Raw genomic sequence first — 21,127 nt, forward strand, 5'->3', positions numbered from 1 at the left:
CGCGGATGTGCCGCTGCGGCGGCGTGTGCGCGGGTCCCGTCGGCGTGCCCGGACCAGTGGTGGTCGCCCGGCGGTCGCCGTCCCTCGCCGAGGGACGGCCGCTCGACGTACGACTGACTACGTCCTCGCTCCGGCTGTCGTACGCCGTGCCCCGCGCGCGGCGACGATCCGGCTCCCGCACGGGACTTGCTCCCGGGCCAGGAGCCGGACGTGCGACCGGCGCTCGTCGGCGTCGCGCGCTCAGCGGGCCGCCGCCCGGCGCAGGACCTCCGAGGCGGCACCGCCCGTGCGGGGCGGCGGCGGAGGGGCGTCCGAGGTGGCGAAGGGTTCCGGTGCGGAGTCGGCGTTCGGTCTGCGCCCGCCGCGGTCCTCGCCGAACACCTGCCAGCCGTCGCGGGTCAGCGTGATGTACGCCCCGCAGCGCAGGCCGTGCAGCGTGCAGGCGTCACGCAGCCCCCACATCCACGCGCCGTCCTCCTCCGTCCAACGCGCGTCTCCGTCGCGGCAGTAGAGCAGCACGGCGGTGCGCACGGGAGTGCGGCGCCGCAGGTCGTGCGGGATGACCCGGCGCAGTTGCGCCAGCAGCACGTTGCGGAACATCCAGCCGTCGGCCGACGAGGCGCGGTGCGTGAACGACGCGCTGGCCAGGAGTCGTTCCTCGGGATCGAGGACGCCCACGACAGCGGTGGCGGACTTGGGGGCGTGCCGGGCGTGCAACCCGCTGACGACCTCACGCGGACTGCGCAGCAGCGGGATCCCGGCGGCGGCCCACTCCGCGGGCTCGAGCAGACGGCTGGCGGAAACGGCGGACGCGGACGTGGACAACGATGCCGCCGAGGACGGAGCGAATCCGAAGGTCACGTTCCTCCCTTCGGCTACGCGCCCATACTGAGGGCAGGTCGGATTCGGGGGAGCGCGCACCGCAGCAGCAGCCCAACCGGATCACGGGCGAGCCGTGCGGGGAGCGGACTTCAATTCTTCCTGTCGAACTGGGATGCGGCAATGTGCAATTGAAGGAACCGAAGGTTATCGCCGGGTGCGGGGCTTATATCCCTACCCCGAGAGCCGCCCGCTGACCCATGGGGCGCCGCGCGATCAGCCCTGAACAGCCAGCACCAACGGCAGTACGCCCTGGGCTCCCGACTTTCTGAGAAGGCGCGCGGCGGCCGCCAACGTCCAGCCGGTCTCGGTGTAGTCGTCCACGAGCAGGACCGGCCCCTGCGCCTCGGCGAGTGCCGAGCCGAGGGCGGGCGGCACGGTCAGCGCGCCGTCGAGGGCCTTCAGGCGCTGCGCGCTGTTGCTGCGCGAGACGTGCGGCGCGTCGCCGGTGTACTCCACCGATCCCAGCAGGGGCAGCCGGCCGACCTTGGCGATGTGCTCGCCCAGGGACTGGATCAACTCGGGCCTGGTGCGCGAGGCGACGGTCACGACGCCCACCGGGCGGGGTTGCGCGTCGGCCGCTCCCGGCGCCCAACCGCCGGGGCCGGTGGCCCAGTCGGCGAGCACGCCCACCACTGCCTTCGCCACGTCGTCGGGAACCGGCCCGTCCGAAGTCTGAGGCGCGAGCAGGGGCCGTAGCCGGTTGCCCCAGCCGATGTCCGACAGCCGTCCCAACGCGCGCCCCGAACCGGCCTGTTCGCCGGCCGGGATGCGTCCCTTGAGGTCGATGCCGATGGCTGGCAGTCCCGTCGGCCACAGGCGCCGGGGCTCCACCTCGACGCCCGCGCGGCCCAGATCGACGCGCGCGGCGTCGAGCGCGGCGACGGAGGTGTCCGCAGAGAAGCGCGCCCCCGCGCAGTTGTCGCATCGGCCGCAGGGCTTCGCGCCCTCGTCGTCCAACTGGCGCTGCAGGAACTCCATCCGGCACTCGGTCGTGGCGGCGTACTCACGCATGGCCTGCTGCTCGGTCCTGCGCTGCCGCGCGACCCAGGCGTACCGGTCGGCCTCGTACGCCCACGGCTGTCCCGTCGCGATCCAGCCGCCCTTGACGCGCTTGACCGCGCCGTCCACGTCGAGGACCTTCAGCATCGTCTCCAGGCGGGAGCGACGCAGTTCCACGAGCGGCTCCAGGGCCGGCAGCGACAGGGGGCGGTCCGCCTGCCCGAGGACGTCCAGAGTGCGGCGCACCAACTCCTCGGCCGGGAAGGCCAGCGACGCGAAGTACTCCCAGATCGCCTCGTCCTCCTTGCCCGGCAGCAACAGCACTTCCGCGTGCTCCACACCGCGGCCCGCACGGCCGACCTGCTGGTAGTACGCGATGGGGGAGGACGGCGAACCGAGGTGCACCACGAACCCGAGATCGGGCTTGTCGAACCCCATGCCGAGCGCGGAGGTGGCCACCAGAGCCTTGACCCGGTTGGCGAGGAGGTCGTCCTCGGCCTGCTGCCGCTCGGCGTTGTCCGTCTTGCCGGTGTACGACGCGACCGTGTGCCCGCGCTGCCGCAGGAAGGCGGTGACCTCCTCGGCGGCCGCCACCGTGAGGGTGTAGATGATGCCGGAGCCAGGAAGATCGTCAAGATGGTCGGCGAGCCAGGCCATGCGGTGCGCGGCGTCCGGCAACTGCACCACGCCCAGGCTGAGGCTCTCCCGGTCCAGCGGACCGCGCAGGACCAGCGCGTCGGAACCACCCCCGGTGCCCAGCTGCTCCGCGACGTCCGCGGTCACGCGCGCGTTGGCCGTGGCGGTGGTGGCCAGCACGGGCACGCCGGGCGGAAGGTCGGCGAGCATGGTGCGCAGCCGCCGGTAGTCGGGGCGGAAGTCGTGGCCCCAGTCGGAGATGCAGTGGGCCTCGTCCACGACGAGCAGCCCGGTCGCGGCGGCCAGTTCGGGTAGGACCTGGTCCCGGAAGTCGGGGTTGTTGAGGCGCTCCGGACTGACGAGCAGGACGTCGACCTCGCCCGCCGCGATCTCCGCCTGGATGGTCTCCCACTCCTCGGTGTTGGCGGAGTTGATGGTCCGGGCGTGGATGCCGGCGCGGGCCGCGGCCTCCACCTGGTTGCGCATGAGCGCGAGAAGCGGGGAGACGATCACGGTGGGGCCGCTGCCCCGCGAGCGCAGCAGCGACGTGGCCACGAAGTACACCGCGGACTTGCCCCAGCCCGTGCGCTGGACGACCAGGGCCCGGCGCCGCTCGGCGACCAGCGCCTCGATCGCCCGCCACTGGTCCTCGCGCAGCCGGGCCGCGCCGGAGGCGTCCCCGACGAGACGGGCGAGGACGGCATCGGCTTGCGTTCGAAGGTCCGCGTTGCTCGTGTGCTCCATGCGTCCCATCCAACAGGACGGCACTGACAATCGGGCGGTCCGCGCCGTCGGGAGCGGTGACGCCCGACGCTTGCCGTGTACCTGCCCGGACTTATCCACAGGCCCAAGCGGAATCTCGTGATCCGCGAGATGGTCTCGGCATGACGAACCACAGCGAAACGACCGGACCCTCCGAAAACGGCGACATCGCCGGCCGGGGCGACGTCACGGGACAAGAGGCCCCCGACGCGCGGATCGCGCACGAGAACCAGGTGACCCTGCGGACCCCCGCCGAACTGGCCGACGCCCTCCCGTACCTGCTCGGCTACCGCCCCGAGGACAGCATCGTGCTGGTCGCCCTCCACGACCGGGACGGCCGGGGCCGCTTCGGTGGCCGGGCCCGGCTCGGCATCCCCGCCGGCAAGGACGACTGGCAGTCCGCCGCCCGGCAACTGGCCGAGGGCCTGGTGGTCGGCAGCGAGCGCAGAGGAGTCCGGCCCGAGCAGATGGTCGCCTACGTCTGCCAGGAACCGGAGCGGGGCGAGTCGGGACGTGACGTGATGGAACGCCTGCGGCCGCTCGCCCAGCTGCTGCGCACCGAGTGCGGCCGCCTCGACGTGCCCGTCATCGAGGCCCTGTGCATCTCGGACGGACGCTACTGGTCGTACTGTTGCCCGAACGAGGGGTGCTGCCCGGACAACGGATCCCCGATGGGCCTGCCCGGCACCTCCGTCCTCGCGGCTGCGGCGACCTATGCGGGGATCCAAGTGCGCGGCAGCCTGCGCGAGTTGCGGGCGAGGCTGCTGCCCTGGGAGACCGCCGCCGCAGTGGAGCAGGAGATCGCTCTCGACTCCGTCGGCATGACCCTGGTGCCCCGCATCCTCGACGACGCGGCGCGCGGCGATGCGGCGGAGGAGACCCTCGACCTCGCCGAGTGCCTCATCGGCCGGCTCGCCGCAGCGCCCCCGGTGTCCGGCACCCTCCCGGCCGACCTCCGCGACGACGAACTGCTCACCTCGGAGGAGGCGGCGAAGCTCATCCTCGGCCTTCAGGACCGCACGACCCGGGACCGGGCGGCCGCCTGGATGGAAGGCGACGAGGCCGAACCCGCCCTGCGCCTGTGGCGCGCGCTGGCCCGCCGCTGCGTCGGACCGTACGGCGAGCACGCCGCCGCGCCGCTCACCCTCGCGGGCTGGGTCGCCTGGTCGACCGGCGACGACCTGGAGGCCAGGGAGGCCCTGGCCATGGCCCTGGGCGCGGACCACGACTACCTGTTCGCCCGCCTGCTGCACCAGGCGTGCAACGAAGGCCTGGACCCGGAGTCGATCCGCCGCGTCCTGCGCGCGGAACGCGCGGGGCGGGCGGAGTACGCGCAGGCGCGAGCGAAAGAAGCGAAGGGAGTGAAGGACGCGAAGGGAGTGAAGGACGCGAAGAAGCCTGTGCGGGAGGGCCGGCCGGACCCGGACCGGGCGGACGAGAATGCCTCTGCGTCCCGCGAGGGGGCGTCGCAGGCGCAGCCCCGGCCGCGTCGACGGCGCCGCGGCCGTTCCGGGGACGGCACCGACGGTCAGCCCCGCGCGGCCCGGCCGGAAGGCCGGCGTACGCGCCCCGACACGACGCGGCGCAAGCCTCCGGGCGACGGTCGTACGCGCCCCGGTGTGTCGAGGGCAAGCGGCGCACGCGCGCGGGCGGCGGGGAAGGCCGACACAGGACGTGGAGCGACTCCCTGGGGAGCCGGGCGATTCGGGGGTGACGACATGGTCGGGGAAGCGTGAGCTGCGTCCGGCGGCGGCCTGGGCGGCCATGACGCCGCACGTCAGACGGGCGATCCCGCGCCGTTCCCCTCGGCGACGACGGTCTCTGGTCATCGAGGGGCGGGAGCGTCTTCTTCGTGCGGGTGTTTATCGTCAGGAAGACGACTATGATCGCGGCATGCCCTACGACCCGTCAGCCTTTCCACCCTTCGCCGTCACCGTGGACCTGGTCGTGCTGACCGTGCGACGTGATGCCCTGTGCGCGCTGGCGGTACGCAGGGGCGAGCCGCCGTTCCAGGGCCGCTGGGCCCTGCCCGGCGGGTTTGTACGGGCTGACGAGGACCTGTCGCAGGCGGCGGCGCGTGAGCTGGACGAGGAGACGGGGCTGTGCGCCCACGACCCCTCCGCTCCGGCCCAGCACAACGGCGCTCATCTCGAACAGCTCGCGACTTACGGCGACCCGAAGCGCGACCCGCGCATGCGCGTGGTCAGCGTGGCGTATCTCGTCCTCGCCCCGGACCTGCCCGCGCCGCGGGCGGGCGGCGACGCCAGCAACGCGCGGTGGGTCCCGGTCGAGGAACTGCTCCAGCAGGGCGGCTACGGACGTGAGGGCGAGCCCATCGCCCCGCTCGCCTTCGATCACTCCCAGATCCTCGGGGACGGGGTGGAGCGGGCCCGCTCGAAGATCGAGTACTCGTCTCTCGCCACGGCGTTCTGCCCGCCGGAGTTCACCGTCGGAGAGCTGCGCCGGGTGTACGAGGCGGTGTGGGGCGTGGCCCTTGATCCGCGCAATTTCCATCGCAAGGTGACCGGGACCCCCGGTTTCCTCGTCCCGACCGGCGGTACGACCACGCGCCAGGGTGGCCGTCCTGCTCAGCTCTTCCGCGCCGGCGGTGCCGCCCTGCTCAACCCCCCGATGCTGCGTCCCGAGGTGTGACGCGCGGCGGGGGCAGCGGGGGACGGGCGGGCTCCTCGTCCCGGTCGGATGCCGGACGTCGGACAAGGGTCCGGGCGAAGCGGGTGCTCTTGCGGAATCGCAGATCGGGTGATACCGGGAAAACCGGGCGCAGCGCGCTATCTTGCTGCAGGTGATCCAGGCCTTCGGACTGACCAGCAACCCCCGCAAGGCGCACCCGCCCGTCGTCGACGATGTCTCCTTCGAGGCGCGCGCGGGCCGTGTCACCGTCCTCCTGGGAGCGCCGGGCGCGGGCAAGACGACAACACTCAAGCTGATGCTCGAACTCCAGCAGGGGCGCGGTATCAGCTATTTCAGGGGGCGACCCCTGCACCGGATCGCCCACCCGTCGCGCGAAGTCGGCGTGCTGTTGGGCGACGTACCGGGTCATCCGGCCCGCTCGGTCCGGGGGCACCTGCGCATGCTGTGCGCGGCGGCGGGCGTGCCGGCGCGGCGTGCCGACGAGGTCCTCGAAGTGGTCGGCCTCGAGGGGCTGAGCGAGGAGCGCCTGGGCACGCTGTCGCGTGGCATGGACCGCCGCTTGGGACTGGCGTGTGCCCTGTTGGCGGACCCGCACACGCTTGTGCTGGACGAGCCCGCGTACGGGCTGTCCGCCCGGGAAGGCCGCTGGCTGCACGGCGTACTCAAGGCGCACGCGAGTCAGGGCGGCACGGTCCTGCTCACCACGGCCGACCCCAAGGAGGCCGCCCGCACGGCCGATCACGTCGTCACCCTGGAGTCCGGCAGGCTGGTCGCCGACCAGGAGGGTGCGGAGTTCGCCCGCACCCGGCTGCGTCCCCGCGTGGCCGTCCGCAGCCCGCACGTCGCCCGCCTCGCGGCCGTCCTCTCCAGGGAGGCCCGCACAGGCCGGCACTCCCTCGAGGTGGTGCGAGAGGGCGGCAACCGCCTCTCGGTGTACGGCAGTACGACCGCCGACGTCGGCGAGGTGGCGTTCCGGAACGGCATCCTCGTCCATCAACTCGCGGACGAAATCGGTGACATGGGTCCCGGTGCGGAGGTTTTGCCCGCGCAGGCGCAGAGGTCGGGCGACGAGCCTGTCGCATCGGCGGCATCGGAGGGCGAGCACCATCGCCGTGATCTGTCGGCCCGTCAGTCGCACGCCCTCGGTGATCAGTCCTCGACGGATCAGGAGCGGACTTCGGACGAACAGGCCGCCCCCAGCCGCCAGCCGACCTCGGTGGATCTGCTGGTGCCGGGGCAGTCGCAAGGTCCCGAGGGCCCTGTCCCCGAGGACGCGCCCCCGCCCGATGCTCCCGACAGCACCTCCGCATCGGACGCCGACGATGAACCGGACGCCGCCGCACCCTCACGCGAGTCGCCGGAGCTCCGCGACGTACACCTCGTGCCCCTTCGGGACACGACCTCTCCCCAGCCGCAGACAGGCCGCGCCCGCCCGGCCGGACCCCTCGACTCGCCGTCCGCGGCCGCCCTCCCGCCTCCCATCTCGGTCCGTTCCGCCCCCAGCCCTCTGCGTCCGCTCCGCTACGAGCTCCGCCGCGCCTCCGGGATCGGCACGGGTTATCTGGTCTGCGGCGCCGTGCTCGTGGTGTCCGCCGTCGTCGCCGTGGTGCTCGCCCGCCTCGGGCACACTCCGCAGGCGCGCCTGTTCGCGGCCTGGCCGCAGGAACTTCCGCTGCCGCCCGCAGCGCTCGGGGCGGGGCTGCTCGGCGCGCTGGCCTTCGGCGACGAATTCCGCCACCCCGCCCTGGCGGCGGACCGCGGCACCGTGCCGCGCCGGTTGGGGCTGCTCACCGCGAAGCTGCTCGTGTCCGGCGCCACCGCCCTGCTGCTGGCTGCCCTCACCACCGGATGCGACGCCGGGCTGCTCTATGTCCTCTACGGACGGGACGTCGCCCGAGTTCCCGCCGACTGGCTCGCGCTGAGCGTGAGTTGGACCGGACTCGTGATCGGGTGCGCCTGGGCCGGGGTGCTGGCGTCCGGCGTCTTCCGGTCGATCACCGGCGGACTCGCCGCGGTACTCGCCGTACCCGTCGTGGTTCTTCCCCTTGTGCAGAAGGCGCTTCAGGGGGCGACCGTGCGAACTGCCGTGGGAATCCCGGTGCGGATGCGCGAGATCTTCCTGCTGCAGTGGCCCTTCGGAGGAGAGCGCTACCTGGTCGCGGTGGCCCGCGGCCTCGCCCAACCCGTCGGCGGCGCACTGGGGTTGTCGCTGACCGCCCTGCTGTGCGCGTACGCGCTCACGACCCTGCGAAGCAGGGTCCGATGACGGCGGTCGGTGCGCTTTCGGACCCTCCGTGCGCACAACTCCCCGGGGAAAGCCCATTTCTTTCCGATAAGGCGTCAATTGCGACGGGGTGAGCGATCACCCTTTCGTGTGCTTTTCACCAAAGACCTCAAGGGAGTTGGAAACAACGCCGACAAAAGATCCGTGAGTACCCTTGCGCACACCATGATGACCGCCGCCCGTTCCGCAGACACCGGCCTCGCCGGTCCGGGCGAACTCGACCGCTACCCCTACGCGGAGTCCCCCGCCACCGACCGGCCCGGAGCGTCCCCCTGGGACGGCGCGGACCCCGAGCTGGGCCGTGTGGGCCGGCGCGCCGCGGGCAACCGCGGCCGCGGGCTGCACGGCCAGCTCGTCCAACAGCTGGGTCAGATGATCGTCTCGGGCGACCTGGGCGCGGACCGCCCGCTGGTGCCCGAGGAGATCGGCCAGCGTTTCGAGGTCTCCCGCACCGTCGTCCGCGAGTCCCTTCGCGTCCTCGAGGCCAAGGGCCTGGTCAGCGCGCGCCCGAACGTCGGCACGCGCGTGCGTCCCGTCAGTGACTGGAACCTCCTCGATCCCGACATCATCGAGTGGCGGGCGTTCGGGCCGCAGCGCGACGACCAGCGCCGGGAACTGAACGAGCTGCGCTGGACGATCGAGCCGCTCGCCGCCCGCCTCGCCGCCGGGCACGGCCGTGAGGACGTCCAGCAGCGCCTGTCCGACATGGTCGAGATCATGAGCCACGCGATGGGGCAGGGCGACGTGCTCACGTTCTCCCGGGCCGACGCCGAGTTCCACTCGCTGCTCATCCAGATCGCGGGCAACCGCATGCTGGAGCACCTCTCCGGCATCGTCTCGGCCGCCCTCCAGGTCTCCGGCGGCCCGGTCATCAGCTGTGACCGGCCGAACGACGCCTCGCTCGCCCAGCACGCGCGGATCGTCGACGCCCTCGGCACCGCCGACGGCGCGGCGGCCGAGGCGGCCATGCGTCAGCTGCTGACGGTCCACCCTGAGGTGGAGCGTGTGGTGCCCGCGCCGCGCGAGCACTGATCTCGCGCCGCGGCCGGTGCGGTCGGAGCGCGCGCCGCGTCCTCGTGGCAGCGCCGGGCCCAGGAGCCGTCCGCCGTCGGACCCCGCCGGATCCCGTCCGGATCCCGCAGGGTCCGCTGGAGGCCGGCGCGGCCCGGCGGTGTGACGCCGCGGAACGGTCGGCGTAGCGGCCCTGATTCAGGTCGTCGATCACCCACCTTGCCCATATCTGACCGTTTTTACGTCCTTACGGGGTGTGACCCGGGCCACGAAGATTGGGCGTAACGCTCGTGGGGTCAGTGCGATGACCTAAGAGGTGACTGCCGCGGAGGGAATACGGACGCCTGTCAAGGCGCTGTGAATCTTCCCCGGCCCCCGCCCGCGCCGTCGGCCCATCCCCAGGCCGGTGGTCGGCTCCTGTCCGTCACGGACGGGGCCGGAAGCCGTTTTCCAACGTTCCGAGAGGTTGTTCGTGTCGGCCAGCACATCCCGTACGCTCCCGCCGGAGATTGCCGAATCCGTCTCTGTCATGGCGCTCATTGAGCGGGGAAAGGCTGAGGGGCAGATCGCCGGCGACGATGTGCGTCGGGCCTTCGAAGCTGACCAGATCCCGGCCACTCAGTGGAAGAACGTACTGCGCAGCCTCAACCAGATCCTCGAGGAAGAGGGTGTGACGCTGATGGTCAGTGCCGCGGAGCCCAAGCGCACCCGAAAGAGCGTCGCAGCGAAGAGTCCGGCCAAGCGCACCGCCACCAAGACGGTCGCGGCGAAGGCGGTGACCACCAGGAAGGCCACCGCCACGACGGCCGCCCCGGCCGACCCCGCTGCTGACCCTGCCGAGGAGACCACGTCCGCCAAGAAGGCGGCCGCGAAGAAGACGACGGCCAAGAAGACGGCCGCGAAGAAGACCACCGCCAAGAAGACGGCGGCCAAGAAGACCGCCAAGAAGGACGACGTCGAGCTCGTCGAGGACGAGGCGCTGGAGGAGACCAAGCGCGGCGGTGACGAGCCCGAGGGCACTGCTGAGAGCGCCGGTTTCGTGCTGTCCGACGAGGACGAGGACGACGCGCCCGCGCAGCAGGTCGCCGCGGCCGGCGCCACCGCCGACCCGGTCAAGGACTACCTCAAGCAGATCGGCAAGGTTCCCCTGCTCAACGCCGAGCAGGAGGTCGAGCTCGCCAAGCGCATCGAGGCCGGTCTGTTCGCCGAGGACAAGCTGGCCAACGCCGACAAGCTCGCCCCCAAGCTCAAGCGCGAGCTGGAGATCATCGCCGAGGACGGCCGCCGCGCCAAGAACCACCTTCTGGAGGCCAACCTCCGTCTGGTGGTCTCCCTGGCCAAGCGCTATACCGGCCGCGGCATGCTGTTCCTGGACCTGATCCAGGAGGGCAACCTCGGTCTGATCCGCGCGGTCGAGAAGTTCGACTACACCAAGGGCTACAAGTTCTCCACGTACGCCACCTGGTGGATCCGTCAGGCGATCACCCGCGCCATGGCCGACCAGGCCCGCACCATCCGTATCCCGGTGCACATGGTCGAGGTCATCAACAAGCTCGCGCGCGTGCAGCGCCAGATGCTCCAGGACCTGGGCCGCGAGCCCACCCCGGAGGAGCTGGCCAAGGAACTCGACATGACCCCGGAGAAGGTCATCGAGGTCCAGAAGTACGGCCGCGAGCCCATCTCGCTGCACACCCCGCTGGGCGAGGACGGCGACAGCGAGTTCGGTGACCTCATCGAGGACTCCGAGGCCGTCGTCCCCGCCGACGCCGTCAGCTTCACGCTCCTGCAGGAGCAGCTGCACTCGGTCCTGGACACCCTGTCCGAGCGCGAGGCCGGCGTCGTCTCCATGCGCTTCGGTCTGACCGACGGCCAGCCGAAGACCCTGGACGAGATCGGCAAGGTCTACGGCGTGACGCGTGAGCGCATCCGCCAGATCGAGTCGAAGACCATGTCGAAGCTGCGTCACCCGTCGCGTTCGCAGGTGCTGCGCGACTACCTCGACTAGGTCGACCGAGACACCGTCGTAGGACGTCGAAGGCCCGGATCCCCCTGTGGGAGCCGGGCCTTCGTGCTGCGGGGTGCGGCGCTCTGGATGACTCTGGGTGTCCCATTGGCACCCAGAGTGAGGAGCGTGCATGCGTCCTTCGTTTGTGCGGAAACTGATCCGGCCGCTGGTCCTCGCGGCCGCCGTAACCGTCATACCGCTGGTGAGCGCGGCCCCCGTGGCCGCCGATGGTGTCGTCGTCGGCGGTTTCCCCGTCGACGTCTCCCAGGGCCCCTGGACGGTCGCGCTGTCCAGCCGTGACCGGTTCGGGGGTACGCGCGCGGGACAGTTCTGCGGAGGCGTGGCCGTCGGCCGGACCACTGTCGTGACCGCCGCCCACTGCATGGCCGAGGAGGTCCTGGGGGGCCCACCGAACCAGCTGCGCGACCTCAAGGTCATCACGGGGCGTACGGACCTGCTGTCGTCCGAGGGGAAGGAGATCCCGGTACGCGAGGTGCGGGTCAACCCCGACTACGACGCGGAACACAACATCGGGGACTTCGCCGTGCTCACCCTCGCCGACCCCGTGCCCAAGAGCGCGGTCATCGACATGGCGGCCAAGGGCGACCCGGCCTACGCGCCGGGAACGAGCGCCGAGGTCTTCGGATGGGGTGATGTGACGGGCACCGGCGACTACACGCGGCATCTGCGGGCCGCACGCATGCACGTGCTGCCCGATTCCCAGTGCGAGGACGCCTACTCCGGTGGTGCCGACGGGGTCTACCGGGCCGAGTCCATGGTGTGTGCCGGAGAGGTCCAGGGCGGCCCTGACGCCTGTCAGGGCGACAGCGGCGGCCCGCTGGTCGCCCCCGAGGGGCGGCTCATCGGTCTGGTGTCCTGGGGGAGCGGCTGCGGGCGACCCGGGAGCCCCGGTGTCTACACGAGGGTGTCCCAGATCGTGTCCGAGCTGGACCTCGGTGATGCCGACGGCTCACCGCCGCCGCGCAAGGGTGCCTGAGGCGTCCCGAGCCTGGAGGCGAGGACGGGCGGCCACCTCCCTGCCGGGGGTGGCCGCCCGTTCGCCGGCTCAGGCCGGCTCAGGCTCGTCGGGGACGCGAGGTCAGCGTTCTTCTTCGGAGGCGGTTGCGGGAGCGGACGTCAGCCGCTCCGTCTCGTCCTGTATCTCAGCGGCGATCTTCTTGAGTTCCGGCTCGAACTTGCGGCCGTGGTGGCCGCAGAAGAGCAGTTCTCCGCCGCTCAGCAGGACGACGCGCAGGTATGCCTGGGCGCCGCAGCGGTCGCACCGATCTGCGGCCGTCAGCGGGCTCGCGGGGGTCAGAACAGTAGTCACGTCGCCTCTTCTCTAGCTCGACGAGCTGTCGTACCAGGGTCAACATCCAACCAGCCCGAAAACGTTCCCGCTCGTGGCTTTTCCTCGAAAAAATCTTTTCGGGGCTGCTGTCTGCTGCCGGTTGGCGGCGAATGTGCCGTAGTGCGTGTGTCGTACGGGTTCGCGCTGTGTATCGGTTTCGTCCTCCCGGCTGGGTTGCCGGTTGTTCATGAGGACGTGCCCGGAGCCTAAATGGTTCATGCCTCGAAGGGAACGTGATGTGTGCTTCACCCCTTCGAGGGATCGAACACCCATGCGACCGTGGACTAGTCTGAAGCCCAGACGAGGGTGGCGTGACAACGGCTCTACCAGGCCTCGGTACCCTCATGGCGGCAACCGAAGCCGCGCCCTTTCCCCAGAAGGGCCCAACTGAAATTCAGCGAGGAGCGAACCGCGTGACCGCCGAAACGTCCGTGCCGTCCACTGCGCTGCTGGCAGGAGCAGACCGGGACGGCTCCAACTACACCGCGCGGCACCTGCTCGTCCTCGAGGGCCTCGAGGCCGTGCGCAAGCGCCCCGGTATGTACATCGGCTCGACCGACAGCCGCGGCCTGATGCACTGCCTGTGGGAGATCATCGACAACTCCGTGGACGAGGCCCTCGGCGGCTACTGCGACCACATCGAGGTGATCCTCCACGACGACGGATCCGTGGAGGTCCGCGACAACGGCCGCGGCATCCCCGTCGACGTCGAGCCCAAGACAGGTCTGTCCGGCGTCGAGGTCGTCATGACCAAGCTGCACGCCGGCGGCAAGTTCGGCGGCGGCTCGTACGCCGCCTCCGGCGGTCTGCACGGCGTCGGCGCCTCCGTGGTGAACGCCCTGTCCGCCCGCCTCGACGTCGAGGTGGACCGCGGCGGCCACACCCACGGCATCAGCTTCCGCCGCGGCACGCCCGGCTCCTTCGCGGCGATCGGGCCGGACGCCAAGTTCGAGCCCAAGGGCGGTCTGAACAAGGCCAAGAAGATCCCCAAGACCCGTACCGGCACGCGCGTGCGGTACTGGGCCGACCGCCAGATCTTCCTCAAGGACGCCAAGCTCTCCCTGGAGACGCTGCACCAGCGCGCCCGCCAGACCGCGTTCCTGGTCCCGGGCCTGACCATCGTCGTCCGTGACGAGTACGGCCTCGGTGAGGGCGGCAGCAAGGGCGAGGAGTCCTTCCGCTTCGACGGCGGCATCAGCGAGTTCTGCGAGTACCTGGCGCCCGACAGGCCCATCTGTGACGTCCAGCGGTTCTCGGGCCAGGGCACCTTCAAGGAGACCGTGCCGGTCCTGGACGAGCACGGCCAGATGACGCCCACCGAGGTCACCCGCGAGCTCGGCGTCGACGTCGCGCTGCGCTGGGGCACCGGCTACGACACGACCCTGAAGTCGTTCGTCAACATCATCGCCACGCCCAAGGGCGGTACCCACGTGGCGGGCTTCGAGCAGGCCCTCACCAAGACGATGAACGAGGTGCTGCGCGCCAAGAAGCTGCTGCGCGTCGCCGAGGACGACATCACCAAGGACGACGCCCTGGAGGGCCTCACCGCGGTCGTCACCGTGCGTCTCGCCGAGCCGCAGTTCGAGGGCCAGACCAAGGAGGTCCTGGGGACGTCCGCGGCCCGGCGCATCGTGAACAACGTGATCACCAAGGAGCTCAAGGCGTTCCTGACCTCCACGAAGCGCGACCAGGCGGCCCAGGCCCGGGTCGTCATGGAGAAGGCGGTCGCCGCCGCCCGTACGCGCATCGCGGCGCGCCAGCACAAGGACGCGCAGCGCCGGAAGACGGCCCTGGAGTCCTCCTCGCTCCCCGCCAAGCTCGCCGACTGCCGCAGCGACGACGTCGAGCGCAGCGAACTCTTCATCGTCGAGGGCGACTCCGCGCTCGGTACGGCCAAGCTCGCCCGCAACTCCGAGTTCCAGGCGCTGCTGCCGATCCGTGGCAAGATCCTCAACGTCCAGAAGTCGTCCGTGACGGACATGCTGAAGAACGCCGAGTGCGGCGCGATCATCCAGGTCATAGGAGCCGGCTCGGGCCGCACCTTCGACCTCGACACGGCCCGCTATGGCAAGATCATCATGATGACGGACGCCGACGTCGACGGCTCCCACATCCGCTGTCTGCTGCTGACGCTGTTCCAGCGCTACATGCGGCCCATGGTCGAGGCCGGCCGGGTGTTCGCCGCGGTGCCGCCGCTGCACCGCATCGAGCTCATCCAGCCCAAGAAGGGCCAGGACAAGTACGTCTACACCTACTCGGACCGCGAACTGCGCGACAAGCTCATGGAGTTCAAGAGCAAGGGCATCCGCTACAAGGACTCCATCCAGCGCTACAAGGGTCTGGGCGAGATGGACGCCGACCAGCTCGCCGAGACCACGATGGACCCGCGTCACCGCACCCTGCGCCGGATCAACCTCTCCGACCTGGACGCCGCCGAGGAGGTCTTCAACCTCCTGATGGGCAACGACGTGGCCCCGCGCAAGGAGTTCATCTCCAGCTCGGCGGCGACGCTCGACCGCTCGCGGATCGACGCGTAACCGCCCGTCGGCAGGCGTATCGGCAAGGGTGCTCGGGCTCCGGAGAGCGGAGCCCAAGCACCCTTGTGCGTGAGGGAGTTGGGCAACAGGGGAGAGACTCCTGCGGTTCTCAGGGCTCAGTCACCTAATGGGGTGAAATGCCCCGGGAAAAGGGTCGGGGATCTTCCCGTTCTGTCCATCCTTGGGCATGCAGTCAAGTAATGGCCGTTCACGCGGAGGCGGGAGCGGCCCCGAGAGTATGCCCGAGAACCATGGCCATGGCCCGGCTTCCCGCGAGGTGGAGTACGAGGACCCCTGGTACGACGCACTCGCCTCCGGATGGGGCGAGCTCGGCGAAGCGGGCCCGTCGGCAGCCGTCGTACCGGCCGCGCGCGAGAACCGGGAGGCGGCGGCCCTCCGCGCGCGTGACGTGTATCTCGAGGTGCAACGCAGCGCGGCCTTCAGGGAAGTGCGCAGCAGATACCGCAGGTTCGTGGTGCCCGCCGTCGCCGCCTTCCTCGCCTGGTACCTGGCCTACGTCGTCACCGCGACGACCGCGCCCCGCTTCATGGCCCAGCCCGTCTCCGGCGCGGTGAACGTCGGAATGCTCGCCGGACTCGGACAGTTCCTGACCACCTTCCTGCTGACCTGGGCCTACTCCTGGCACGCGCGCGTGCGCCGGGACCGTGCCGCGCTCGAACTGCGCTGGGACACCCAGGAACTGACGCGCGGTCTCCGTGGCGGTGAGTTGTGACCGATCGTCATCAGACGCTGGCGTTGGTCCTGTTCAGCGCGTTCGTGGCCGTCACCCTGGCCATCACCACCTGGGTGAGCCGCAAACGGCACGGCTCCGCCGAGGAGTTCTACGCGGGCGGGCGGCTCTTCTCGCCCATGGAGAACGGTTTTGCCATCGCCGGCGACTACATGTCCGCCGCCTCCTTCCTCGGCATCGCCGGCCTCATCGCGCTCTTCGGCTACGACGGCCTGCTCTACACCGTCGGTTTCTTCGTCGCGTGGCTCGTGGTGCTCTTCCTGGTCGCCGAACTGGTCCGCAACTGCGGGCGCTTCACACTCGCCGACGTCGTCGCCGCGCGCATGAGCGAACGGCCCGTGCGCATCGCGGCGGGAACTTCCTCGGTCACCGTGTCCGTTCTGTATCTGGTGGCGCAGATGGTGGGCGCGGGCAGCCTGGTCGCGCTGCTGCTGGGGCGTACGGGAGCGGGAGCGCAGGCCTGGACCGTGATCGGGGTCGGCGCGCTCATGGTGATCTATGTGTCGTTGGGAGGGATGCGGGCCACGACGTGGATTCAGATCGTGAAGGCCGTCCTGCTGCTCAGCGGGACGATCGCCCTGACCGTGCTCGTCCTCGTGCGGTTCCACGGTGATCTCGACCAGTTGCTGCTCTCCGCGGCCGAACGCAGCGGCCACGGAACGGCGTTCCTGGTGCCGGGTCTGAAGTACGGCGGGAGCTGGACGGCCCGTTTCGACTTCATCAGCCTGGGCCTCGCCCTGGTCCTGGGCACGGCCGGACTGCCGCACATCCTGTCCCGCTTCTACACGGTGCCGACCGCGCGGGCCGCCCGGCGTTCGGTGGTGTGGTCGATCGGACTGATCGGAGCCTTCTACCTGATGACGATCGTCCTCGGGTTCGGGGCCGCCGCGATCGTCGGTCCGCAGGCCGTCCGCGAGTCGAACGTGTCCGGGAACACGGCGGTCCCGCTGCTCGCCCTCGACCTGGGCGGCGGCGCCGGCTCCACCGGGGGCACGGTGCTGTTCGCGATCGTCGCGGCCGTCGCCTTCGCCACGATCCTCGCCGTGGTCGCCGGGATCACGCTCGCCTCCTCGGCGTCCGTGGCCCACGACCTGTACGCGTCGCTCCGGCAGCGGCGCGGCCGGCCGCGCAGTGAGGTCGCCGTGGCACGGGTGGCCGCGGTCGGCATCGGCGTGGTCGCGATCGCGCTCGGCCTGCTCGCCCGCGACCTCAACGTCGCCTTCCTGGTGGGCCTCGCCTTCGCCGTGGCCGCCTCCGCGAACCTGCCGGTGCTGCTCTACTCGCTGTTCTGGCGCGGCTTCACCACGCGCGGCGCGGTGTGGGCCGTGTACGGGGGCCTGGTCCCGGCGCTGGTCCTGGTCGTGCTGTCCCCGGTGGTGTCGGGCGACCCGGCGTCCCTGTTCCCGGGCGTCGACTTCCAGTACTTCCCGCTCCAGAACCCGGGCCTCGTCTCCATCCCTCTGGGCTTCCTCGCGGGCTGGCTCGGCACGGTCACCTCGGACGAGACCCCGGACGAGGCCAGACACGCCGAGACCGAGGTGCGCTCGCTGACTGGCGCGGGCGCCGTATAGGCCCTGGCGTCGGCTCACGGCCGAGCACCGTTACGGGGCGACCCAGGCGTAACGGTGCTCCGGCCGGCCCGTGTCGCCGTACTTCAGCGACAGCCGCAACCGGCCCGCCTGTTCCAGATGGCGCAGATAGCGCTGGGCCGTTGAGCGGCTCAGGCCGGTCTCGGCGGCGACCTCGTGGGCCGACAGCGGATGGCCCGCGCGGTGCAGGACACCGCAGATGAGATCCGTCGTGGGCTCCGAATGACCGCTCGGCAGCCCGGGCGAGCCCGACGCCGGGGCGGTGCGCAGCGCGCCGAAGATCCGGTCGACCTGCTCCTGTCCTGTCAGCCCCCGCCCGCCGACCCGGTCCACCGTGCGGCGCAGCGCGGCGTACGAATCCAGCCGGGCCCGCAGCGCGGTGAAGGTGAACGGCTTCACCAGATAGTGCAGGGCGCCCAGGCGCATCGCCCGCTGCACGGTCGTCACGTCGCTCGCCGCTGTGATCATGATGACGTCGGTGCCGTGGCCCTGTTCCCGCATGTGGTGGACCAGTTCGAGCCCGGTCCGGTCCGGCAGGTAGTGATCGAGCAGCACCAGGTCGATGGGGTTGCGCTCCACGGCGGCCAGCGCCTGCGCGGCACTGTGCGCGCGGGCGGCGACCCGGAAGCCGGGAACTTTCCCCACGTACATGGCGTTGATCTCGGCGACGCGGAAGTCGTCGTCCACGACCAGGACGTCAATCATCAGGCCTCTCCCTCAAGGCCGGCGAGCATGCGGCCCGTGTTCGGCTCCGCAGTTGTAGCGCGAGCAAAACGAGCACAACAGGCTCTTGCGAGCAAAAGAACGGCCAGTGCTCACAAGGCTGCTGCTGTGGCCGGAACCACACCTACCGTCCCGGCATGAGCGCAGACACCGGCCCCGCCATCGAGCTACGGGGCGCGAGCAAGACCTTCAGAACCCCGTCGGGGGGCCTGCACCCGGCAGTCAGGGGACTGGACCTGACCGTCGGGCGCGGTGAGTTCGTGGCCGTGGTCGGACCGACCGGCTGCGGCAAGTCCACCACGCTGACCCTGGTCAGCGGCCTGGAGGAGCCCACCGAGGGCGACGTGCTGGTCGCCGGGGAACCGGTGTCCGGCGTCGGCGACAAGGTCGGCTTCGTCTTCCAGCAGGACGCCACCTTCCCCTGGCGGACGGTCCTGTCCAACGTCATGGCCGGCCCGCGCTTCCGCGGCGTACCTAAGGCGGAGGCCAAGGAGAAGTCCCGCGATTGGCTGGCCCGCGTGGGGCTCACCGCCTTCGAGGACCGCTACCCCCACCAGCTCTCCGGCGGCCAGCGCAAGCGCGTCGCCCTCGCCGCTACCTTCGTCAACGACCCCGAGATCCTGCTCATGGACGAGCCGTTCTCGGCCCTCGACGTGCAGACCAGGGCGCTGATGTCGGACCAGCTCCTGGAACTGTGGGAGGGCACGGGCGCCTCGGTCGTCTTCGTCACCCACGACCTGGAGGAGTCCATCGCGCTCGCCGACAAGGTCGTCGTCATGACCGCCGGGCCCGCGACCGTGAAGCAGGTCTTCGACATCGACCTGCCCCGGCCGCGCAAGGTCGAGTCGGTGCGCCTGGAGCCGCGGTTCATCGAGATCTACCGCGAGATCTGGGAGTCCCTCGGCGAAGAGGTCCGCATCACCCGCGAGAGGGGTGCCGCCGATGTCGCCTGAGGTCCTCAAGCCGCAGGTCGCCGCCACGGCGAAGGTCCAGGACCGTGCGCAGTCGCGGGCCCGGGCCGCCCGCAGACGCCGGGCCGTCGTCGCCGTCGTACGGGTACTGCTCCTCGTGGCCGTGCTCGGTCTGTGGGAGGCGCTGTCCCGCGCCGCGATCATCGATCCGTTCAACTTCTCGATGCCGTCGAGGATCTGGGACCAGATCTACACCTGGGTGACCCACGGCACCGCGCTCGGATCCCTCGGCGAGCAGATCTGGTACACGCTGTACGAGGCGCTGCTCGGCTGGGTCATCGGTGTGGCCGCCGGTGTCGTGCTCGGCATCGCGCTCGGGCGCATCGCCCTGCTCGCCGAGGTGCTGGGCCCGTACATCAAGGTGCTCAACTCGATCCCCCGGATCGTCCTCGCCCCGATCTTCCTGATCTGGTTCGGCCTCGGCCCGTCCTCCAAGATCGCCTCGGCCGTGGTCCTCGTCTTCTTCCCGGTGTTCTTCAACGCCTTCCAGGGCGCCCGCGAGGTCGACCGCAATCTCGTCGCCAACGCCCGGATCCTCGGCGCGAGCGACCGCCGGGTGACGCTCCAGGTGGTCATCCCCTCGGCAACGTCCTGGATCTTCACCAGCCTGCACGTCAGCTTCGGCTTCGCCCTGATCGGCGCCATCGTCGGCGAGTACATCGGCGCGACCAAGGGCATCGGCCTGCTCGTCGCGCAGTCGCAGAACACCTTCAACGCCGCCGGTGTGTACGCCGCGATGGTCATCCTCGCCGCCGTCGCCCTCGTCGCGGAGGGGCTGCTGACCTTCGCCGAGCGCCGCATCTTCCGCTGGAAGCCGACGACTTCGGACAGCTGAGCCCCCGTACGGCGTCTCCCTCATCCCCGCACCGCCCACTCACAAGGACGTGAACCGCATGCGCAAGACCGCCAGATACGCGTCGACGGCCGCCGCCGGCCTGCTCGCCCTCTCCTCGCTCACCGCCTGCGCCAACGACGCGGCCGGCCCGACGGCCGACAGTGGCCACGGCGGCGGCAAGGGCGAGAACGTCAAGATCATGGTGGGCGGCCTGGACAAGGTCATCTACCTGCCGGCGATGCTCACCCAGCGCCTCGGCTACTTCAAGGCCGAAGGGCTGAACGTCTCCCTGCTGAGCGAGCCCGCCGGGGTCCAGGCCGAGACCGCGCTCGTCTCCGGCCAGGTGCAGGGCGCTGTCGGCTTCTACGACCACACCCTCGACCTCCAGGTGAAGGGCAAGTCCGTCGAGTCCGTCGTGCAGTTCTCGCACGCGCCCGGCGAGGTCGAGATGGTCTCGGCCAAAGCGGCGGGCGACGTCACCTCGCCCAAGGACTTCAAGGGCAGGAAGCTCGGCGTCACCGGCCTCGGATCCTCGACCGACTTCCTGACCAAGTACCTCGCGGTCAAGAACGGCGTGCAGGTCAGCGAGTTCACGCCCGTGGCGGTCGGAGCCGGCCCGACGTTCATCGCGGCCCTGCAGAAGGGTGCGATCGACGGCGGTATGACGACCGACCCGACCGTGGCCACGATCCTGGACAAGAAGGCGGGCAAGATCCTCCTCGACATGCGGACGCCCGAGGGCTCGCAGAAGGCGCTGGGCGGTCCGTACCCGTCGTCCAGTCTGTACATGCAGACGGACTGGGTGAACGGCCACAAGGACACCGTCCAGAAGTTGGTCAATGCATTCGTCAAGACGCTCAAGTGGATGTCCACCCACAGCGCGTCCGAGATCGCGGCCAAGATGCCCGCCGACTACTCCCAAGGCGACAAGGCGCTCTACGCGGAGGCGGTCAAGAGCACGCTGCCGATGTTCACCGACGACGGGGTGATGCCGAAGAACGGCCCCGAGACCGTTGAGAAAGTTCTCAAGGCGTTCAACCCCAACATCAAGAACGCCAAGGTGGACCTGGACAAGACGTACACGACCGAGTTCGTCGAGAAGGCCGCCGACTAGTCGGCTCGGAAGCTCGATCGGGCGC

At 70.5% G+C, this 21,127-nt stretch carries 16 protein-coding genes; 12 read left to right on the forward strand and 4 right to left on the reverse strand.

Annotation, left to right across the window (positions count from 1 at the left end):
- Window positions 1-240: 240 nt before the first annotated feature.
- A complete protein-coding gene (locus tag QFZ74_RS23765; RefSeq protein WP_307622837.1) occupies window positions 241-861 on the reverse strand; it encodes a hypothetical protein in 621 nt (206 codons plus the stop codon).
- A gap of 234 nt (window positions 862-1,095) precedes the next feature.
- Entirely contained in the window at window positions 1,096-3,261 is a 2,166-nt protein-coding gene (locus tag QFZ74_RS23770) for a RecQ family ATP-dependent DNA helicase (protein WP_307622838.1), read from the reverse strand.
- Window positions 3,262-3,401: 140 nt separating this feature from the next.
- On the opposite strand from QFZ74_RS23770, the gene QFZ74_RS23775 reads away from it, so the two are divergent.
- The 6 genes from QFZ74_RS23775 to QFZ74_RS23800 all read left to right on the forward strand — a co-directional run bounded on the left by QFZ74_RS23775 (window position 3,402) and on the right by QFZ74_RS23800 (window position 12,228).
- Window positions 3,402-5,015: a DUF4192 domain-containing protein gene (locus tag QFZ74_RS23775; RefSeq protein WP_307622839.1), complete on the forward strand. Its 1,614-nt coding sequence runs from the start codon at window positions 3,402-3,404 to the stop codon at window positions 5,013-5,015.
- Between the two features lie 157 nt (window positions 5,016-5,172).
- Window positions 5,173-5,931 (forward strand): NUDIX hydrolase, encoded by a 759-nt coding sequence (locus QFZ74_RS23780; RefSeq protein WP_307622840.1) that lies wholly within the window; start codon window positions 5,173-5,175, stop codon window positions 5,929-5,931.
- A 151-nt stretch (window positions 5,932-6,082) separates the two neighbouring features.
- The gene (locus QFZ74_RS23785; protein ID WP_307622841.1) at window positions 6,083-8,197 is read left to right on the forward strand and encodes an ATP-binding cassette domain-containing protein; all 2,115 of its coding nucleotides are present in this window, start codon (window positions 6,083-6,085) and stop codon (window positions 8,195-8,197) included.
- 162 nt (window positions 8,198-8,359) lie between these two features.
- Window positions 8,360-9,247, forward strand: a complete 888-nt coding sequence (locus QFZ74_RS23790) for a FadR/GntR family transcriptional regulator (RefSeq protein ID WP_307622842.1) — start codon at window positions 8,360-8,362, stop codon at window positions 9,245-9,247.
- 451 nt (window positions 9,248-9,698) lie between these two features.
- The gene (locus tag QFZ74_RS23795; RefSeq protein ID WP_307622843.1) at window positions 9,699-11,231 is read left to right on the forward strand and encodes an RNA polymerase sigma factor; all 1,533 of its coding nucleotides are present in this window, start codon (window positions 9,699-9,701) and stop codon (window positions 11,229-11,231) included.
- Between the two features lie 130 nt (window positions 11,232-11,361).
- Complete coding sequence (locus tag QFZ74_RS23800; RefSeq protein ID WP_307622844.1) at window positions 11,362-12,228, forward strand: trypsin-like serine protease; 867 nt, start codon at window positions 11,362-11,364, stop codon at window positions 12,226-12,228.
- 102 nt (window positions 12,229-12,330) lie between these two features.
- Here the strand turns inward: QFZ74_RS23800 and QFZ74_RS23805 are convergent, their stop codons facing one another.
- A complete protein-coding gene (locus QFZ74_RS23805) occupies window positions 12,331-12,561 on the reverse strand; it encodes a hypothetical protein (protein ID WP_307622845.1) in 231 nt (76 codons plus the stop codon).
- A gap of 434 nt (window positions 12,562-12,995) precedes the next feature.
- Between QFZ74_RS23805 and QFZ74_RS23810 the strand changes: the two genes are divergently transcribed.
- The 3 genes from QFZ74_RS23810 to QFZ74_RS23820 all read left to right on the forward strand — a co-directional run bounded on the left by QFZ74_RS23810 (window position 12,996) and on the right by QFZ74_RS23820 (window position 17,441).
- A complete protein-coding gene (locus tag QFZ74_RS23810; RefSeq protein WP_307622846.1) occupies window positions 12,996-15,119 on the forward strand; it encodes a type IIA DNA topoisomerase subunit B in 2,124 nt (707 codons plus the stop codon).
- Between the two features lie 187 nt (window positions 15,120-15,306).
- Window positions 15,307-15,852 (forward strand): DUF485 domain-containing protein, encoded by a 546-nt coding sequence (locus tag QFZ74_RS23815; protein ID WP_307622847.1) that lies wholly within the window; start codon window positions 15,307-15,309, stop codon window positions 15,850-15,852.
- Window positions 15,849-17,441 carry a cation acetate symporter gene (locus QFZ74_RS23820; RefSeq protein WP_307622848.1) on the forward strand — a complete coding sequence of 531 codons (1,593 nt, stop codon included), beginning with the start codon at window positions 15,849-15,851 and terminating at the stop codon, window positions 17,439-17,441. Before QFZ74_RS23815 ends, QFZ74_RS23820 begins: the two co-directional genes overlap by 4 nt.
- 30 nt (window positions 17,442-17,471) lie before the next feature.
- Here QFZ74_RS23820 and QFZ74_RS23825 read toward each other — a convergent pair whose 3' ends face one another.
- Window positions 17,472-18,164 carry a response regulator gene (locus tag QFZ74_RS23825; protein ID WP_307622849.1) on the reverse strand — a complete coding sequence of 231 codons (693 nt, stop codon included), beginning with the start codon at window positions 18,162-18,164 and terminating at the stop codon, window positions 17,472-17,474.
- A gap of 155 nt (window positions 18,165-18,319) precedes the next feature.
- Here QFZ74_RS23825 and QFZ74_RS23830 point away from each other — a divergent pair, with 155 nt between their 5' ends.
- From QFZ74_RS23830 to QFZ74_RS23840, 3 genes are read left to right on the forward strand one after another with little or no spacing between them, the layout of a single operon-like run.
- Window positions 18,320-19,135 (forward strand): ABC transporter ATP-binding protein, encoded by an 816-nt coding sequence (locus QFZ74_RS23830; RefSeq protein WP_307622850.1) that lies wholly within the window; start codon window positions 18,320-18,322, stop codon window positions 19,133-19,135.
- Complete coding sequence (locus tag QFZ74_RS23835) at window positions 19,125-19,988, forward strand: ABC transporter permease (protein WP_307622851.1); 864 nt, start codon at window positions 19,125-19,127, stop codon at window positions 19,986-19,988. The genes QFZ74_RS23830 and QFZ74_RS23835 overlap by 11 nt, the downstream gene beginning before the upstream one ends.
- A 58-nt stretch (window positions 19,989-20,046) precedes the next feature.
- Entirely contained in the window at window positions 20,047-21,102 is a 1,056-nt protein-coding gene (locus QFZ74_RS23840; protein ID WP_307622852.1) for an ABC transporter substrate-binding protein, read from the forward strand.
- Window positions 21,103-21,127 lie beyond the last annotated feature (25 nt).

The organism is Streptomyces sp. V3I7, assembly GCF_030817495.1.
Lineage (GTDB): Bacteria > Actinomycetota > Actinomycetes > Streptomycetales > Streptomycetaceae > Streptomyces.

Excerpts from the sequence above, each read along its gene's own strand:
- QFZ74_RS23830 (WP_307622850.1), top strand. The coding sequence starts at position 18,320 with ATGAGCGCAGACACCGGCCCCGCCATCGAGCTACGGGGCGCGAGCAAG.
- QFZ74_RS23840 (WP_307622852.1), top strand. The coding sequence starts at position 20,047 with ATGCGCAAGACCGCCAGATACGCGTCGACGGCCGCCGCCGGCCTGCTC.
- QFZ74_RS23835 (WP_307622851.1), top strand. The coding sequence starts at position 19,125 with ATGTCGCCTGAGGTCCTCAAGCCGCAGGTCGCCGCCACGGCGAAGGTC.
- QFZ74_RS23825 (WP_307622849.1), bottom strand. The coding sequence starts at position 18,164 with ATGATTGACGTCCTGGTCGTGGACGACGACTTCCGCGTCGCCGAGATC.
- QFZ74_RS23775 (WP_307622839.1), top strand. The coding sequence starts at position 3,402 with ATGACGAACCACAGCGAAACGACCGGACCCTCCGAAAACGGCGACATC.
- QFZ74_RS23780 (WP_307622840.1), top strand. The coding sequence starts at position 5,173 with ATGCCCTACGACCCGTCAGCCTTTCCACCCTTCGCCGTCACCGTGGAC.
- QFZ74_RS23815 (WP_307622847.1), top strand. The coding sequence starts at position 15,307 with ATGCAGTCAAGTAATGGCCGTTCACGCGGAGGCGGGAGCGGCCCCGAG.
- QFZ74_RS23770 (WP_307622838.1), bottom strand. The coding sequence starts at position 3,261 with ATGGAGCACACGAGCAACGCGGACCTTCGAACGCAAGCCGATGCCGTC.
- QFZ74_RS23800 (WP_307622844.1), top strand. The coding sequence starts at position 11,362 with ATGCGTCCTTCGTTTGTGCGGAAACTGATCCGGCCGCTGGTCCTCGCG.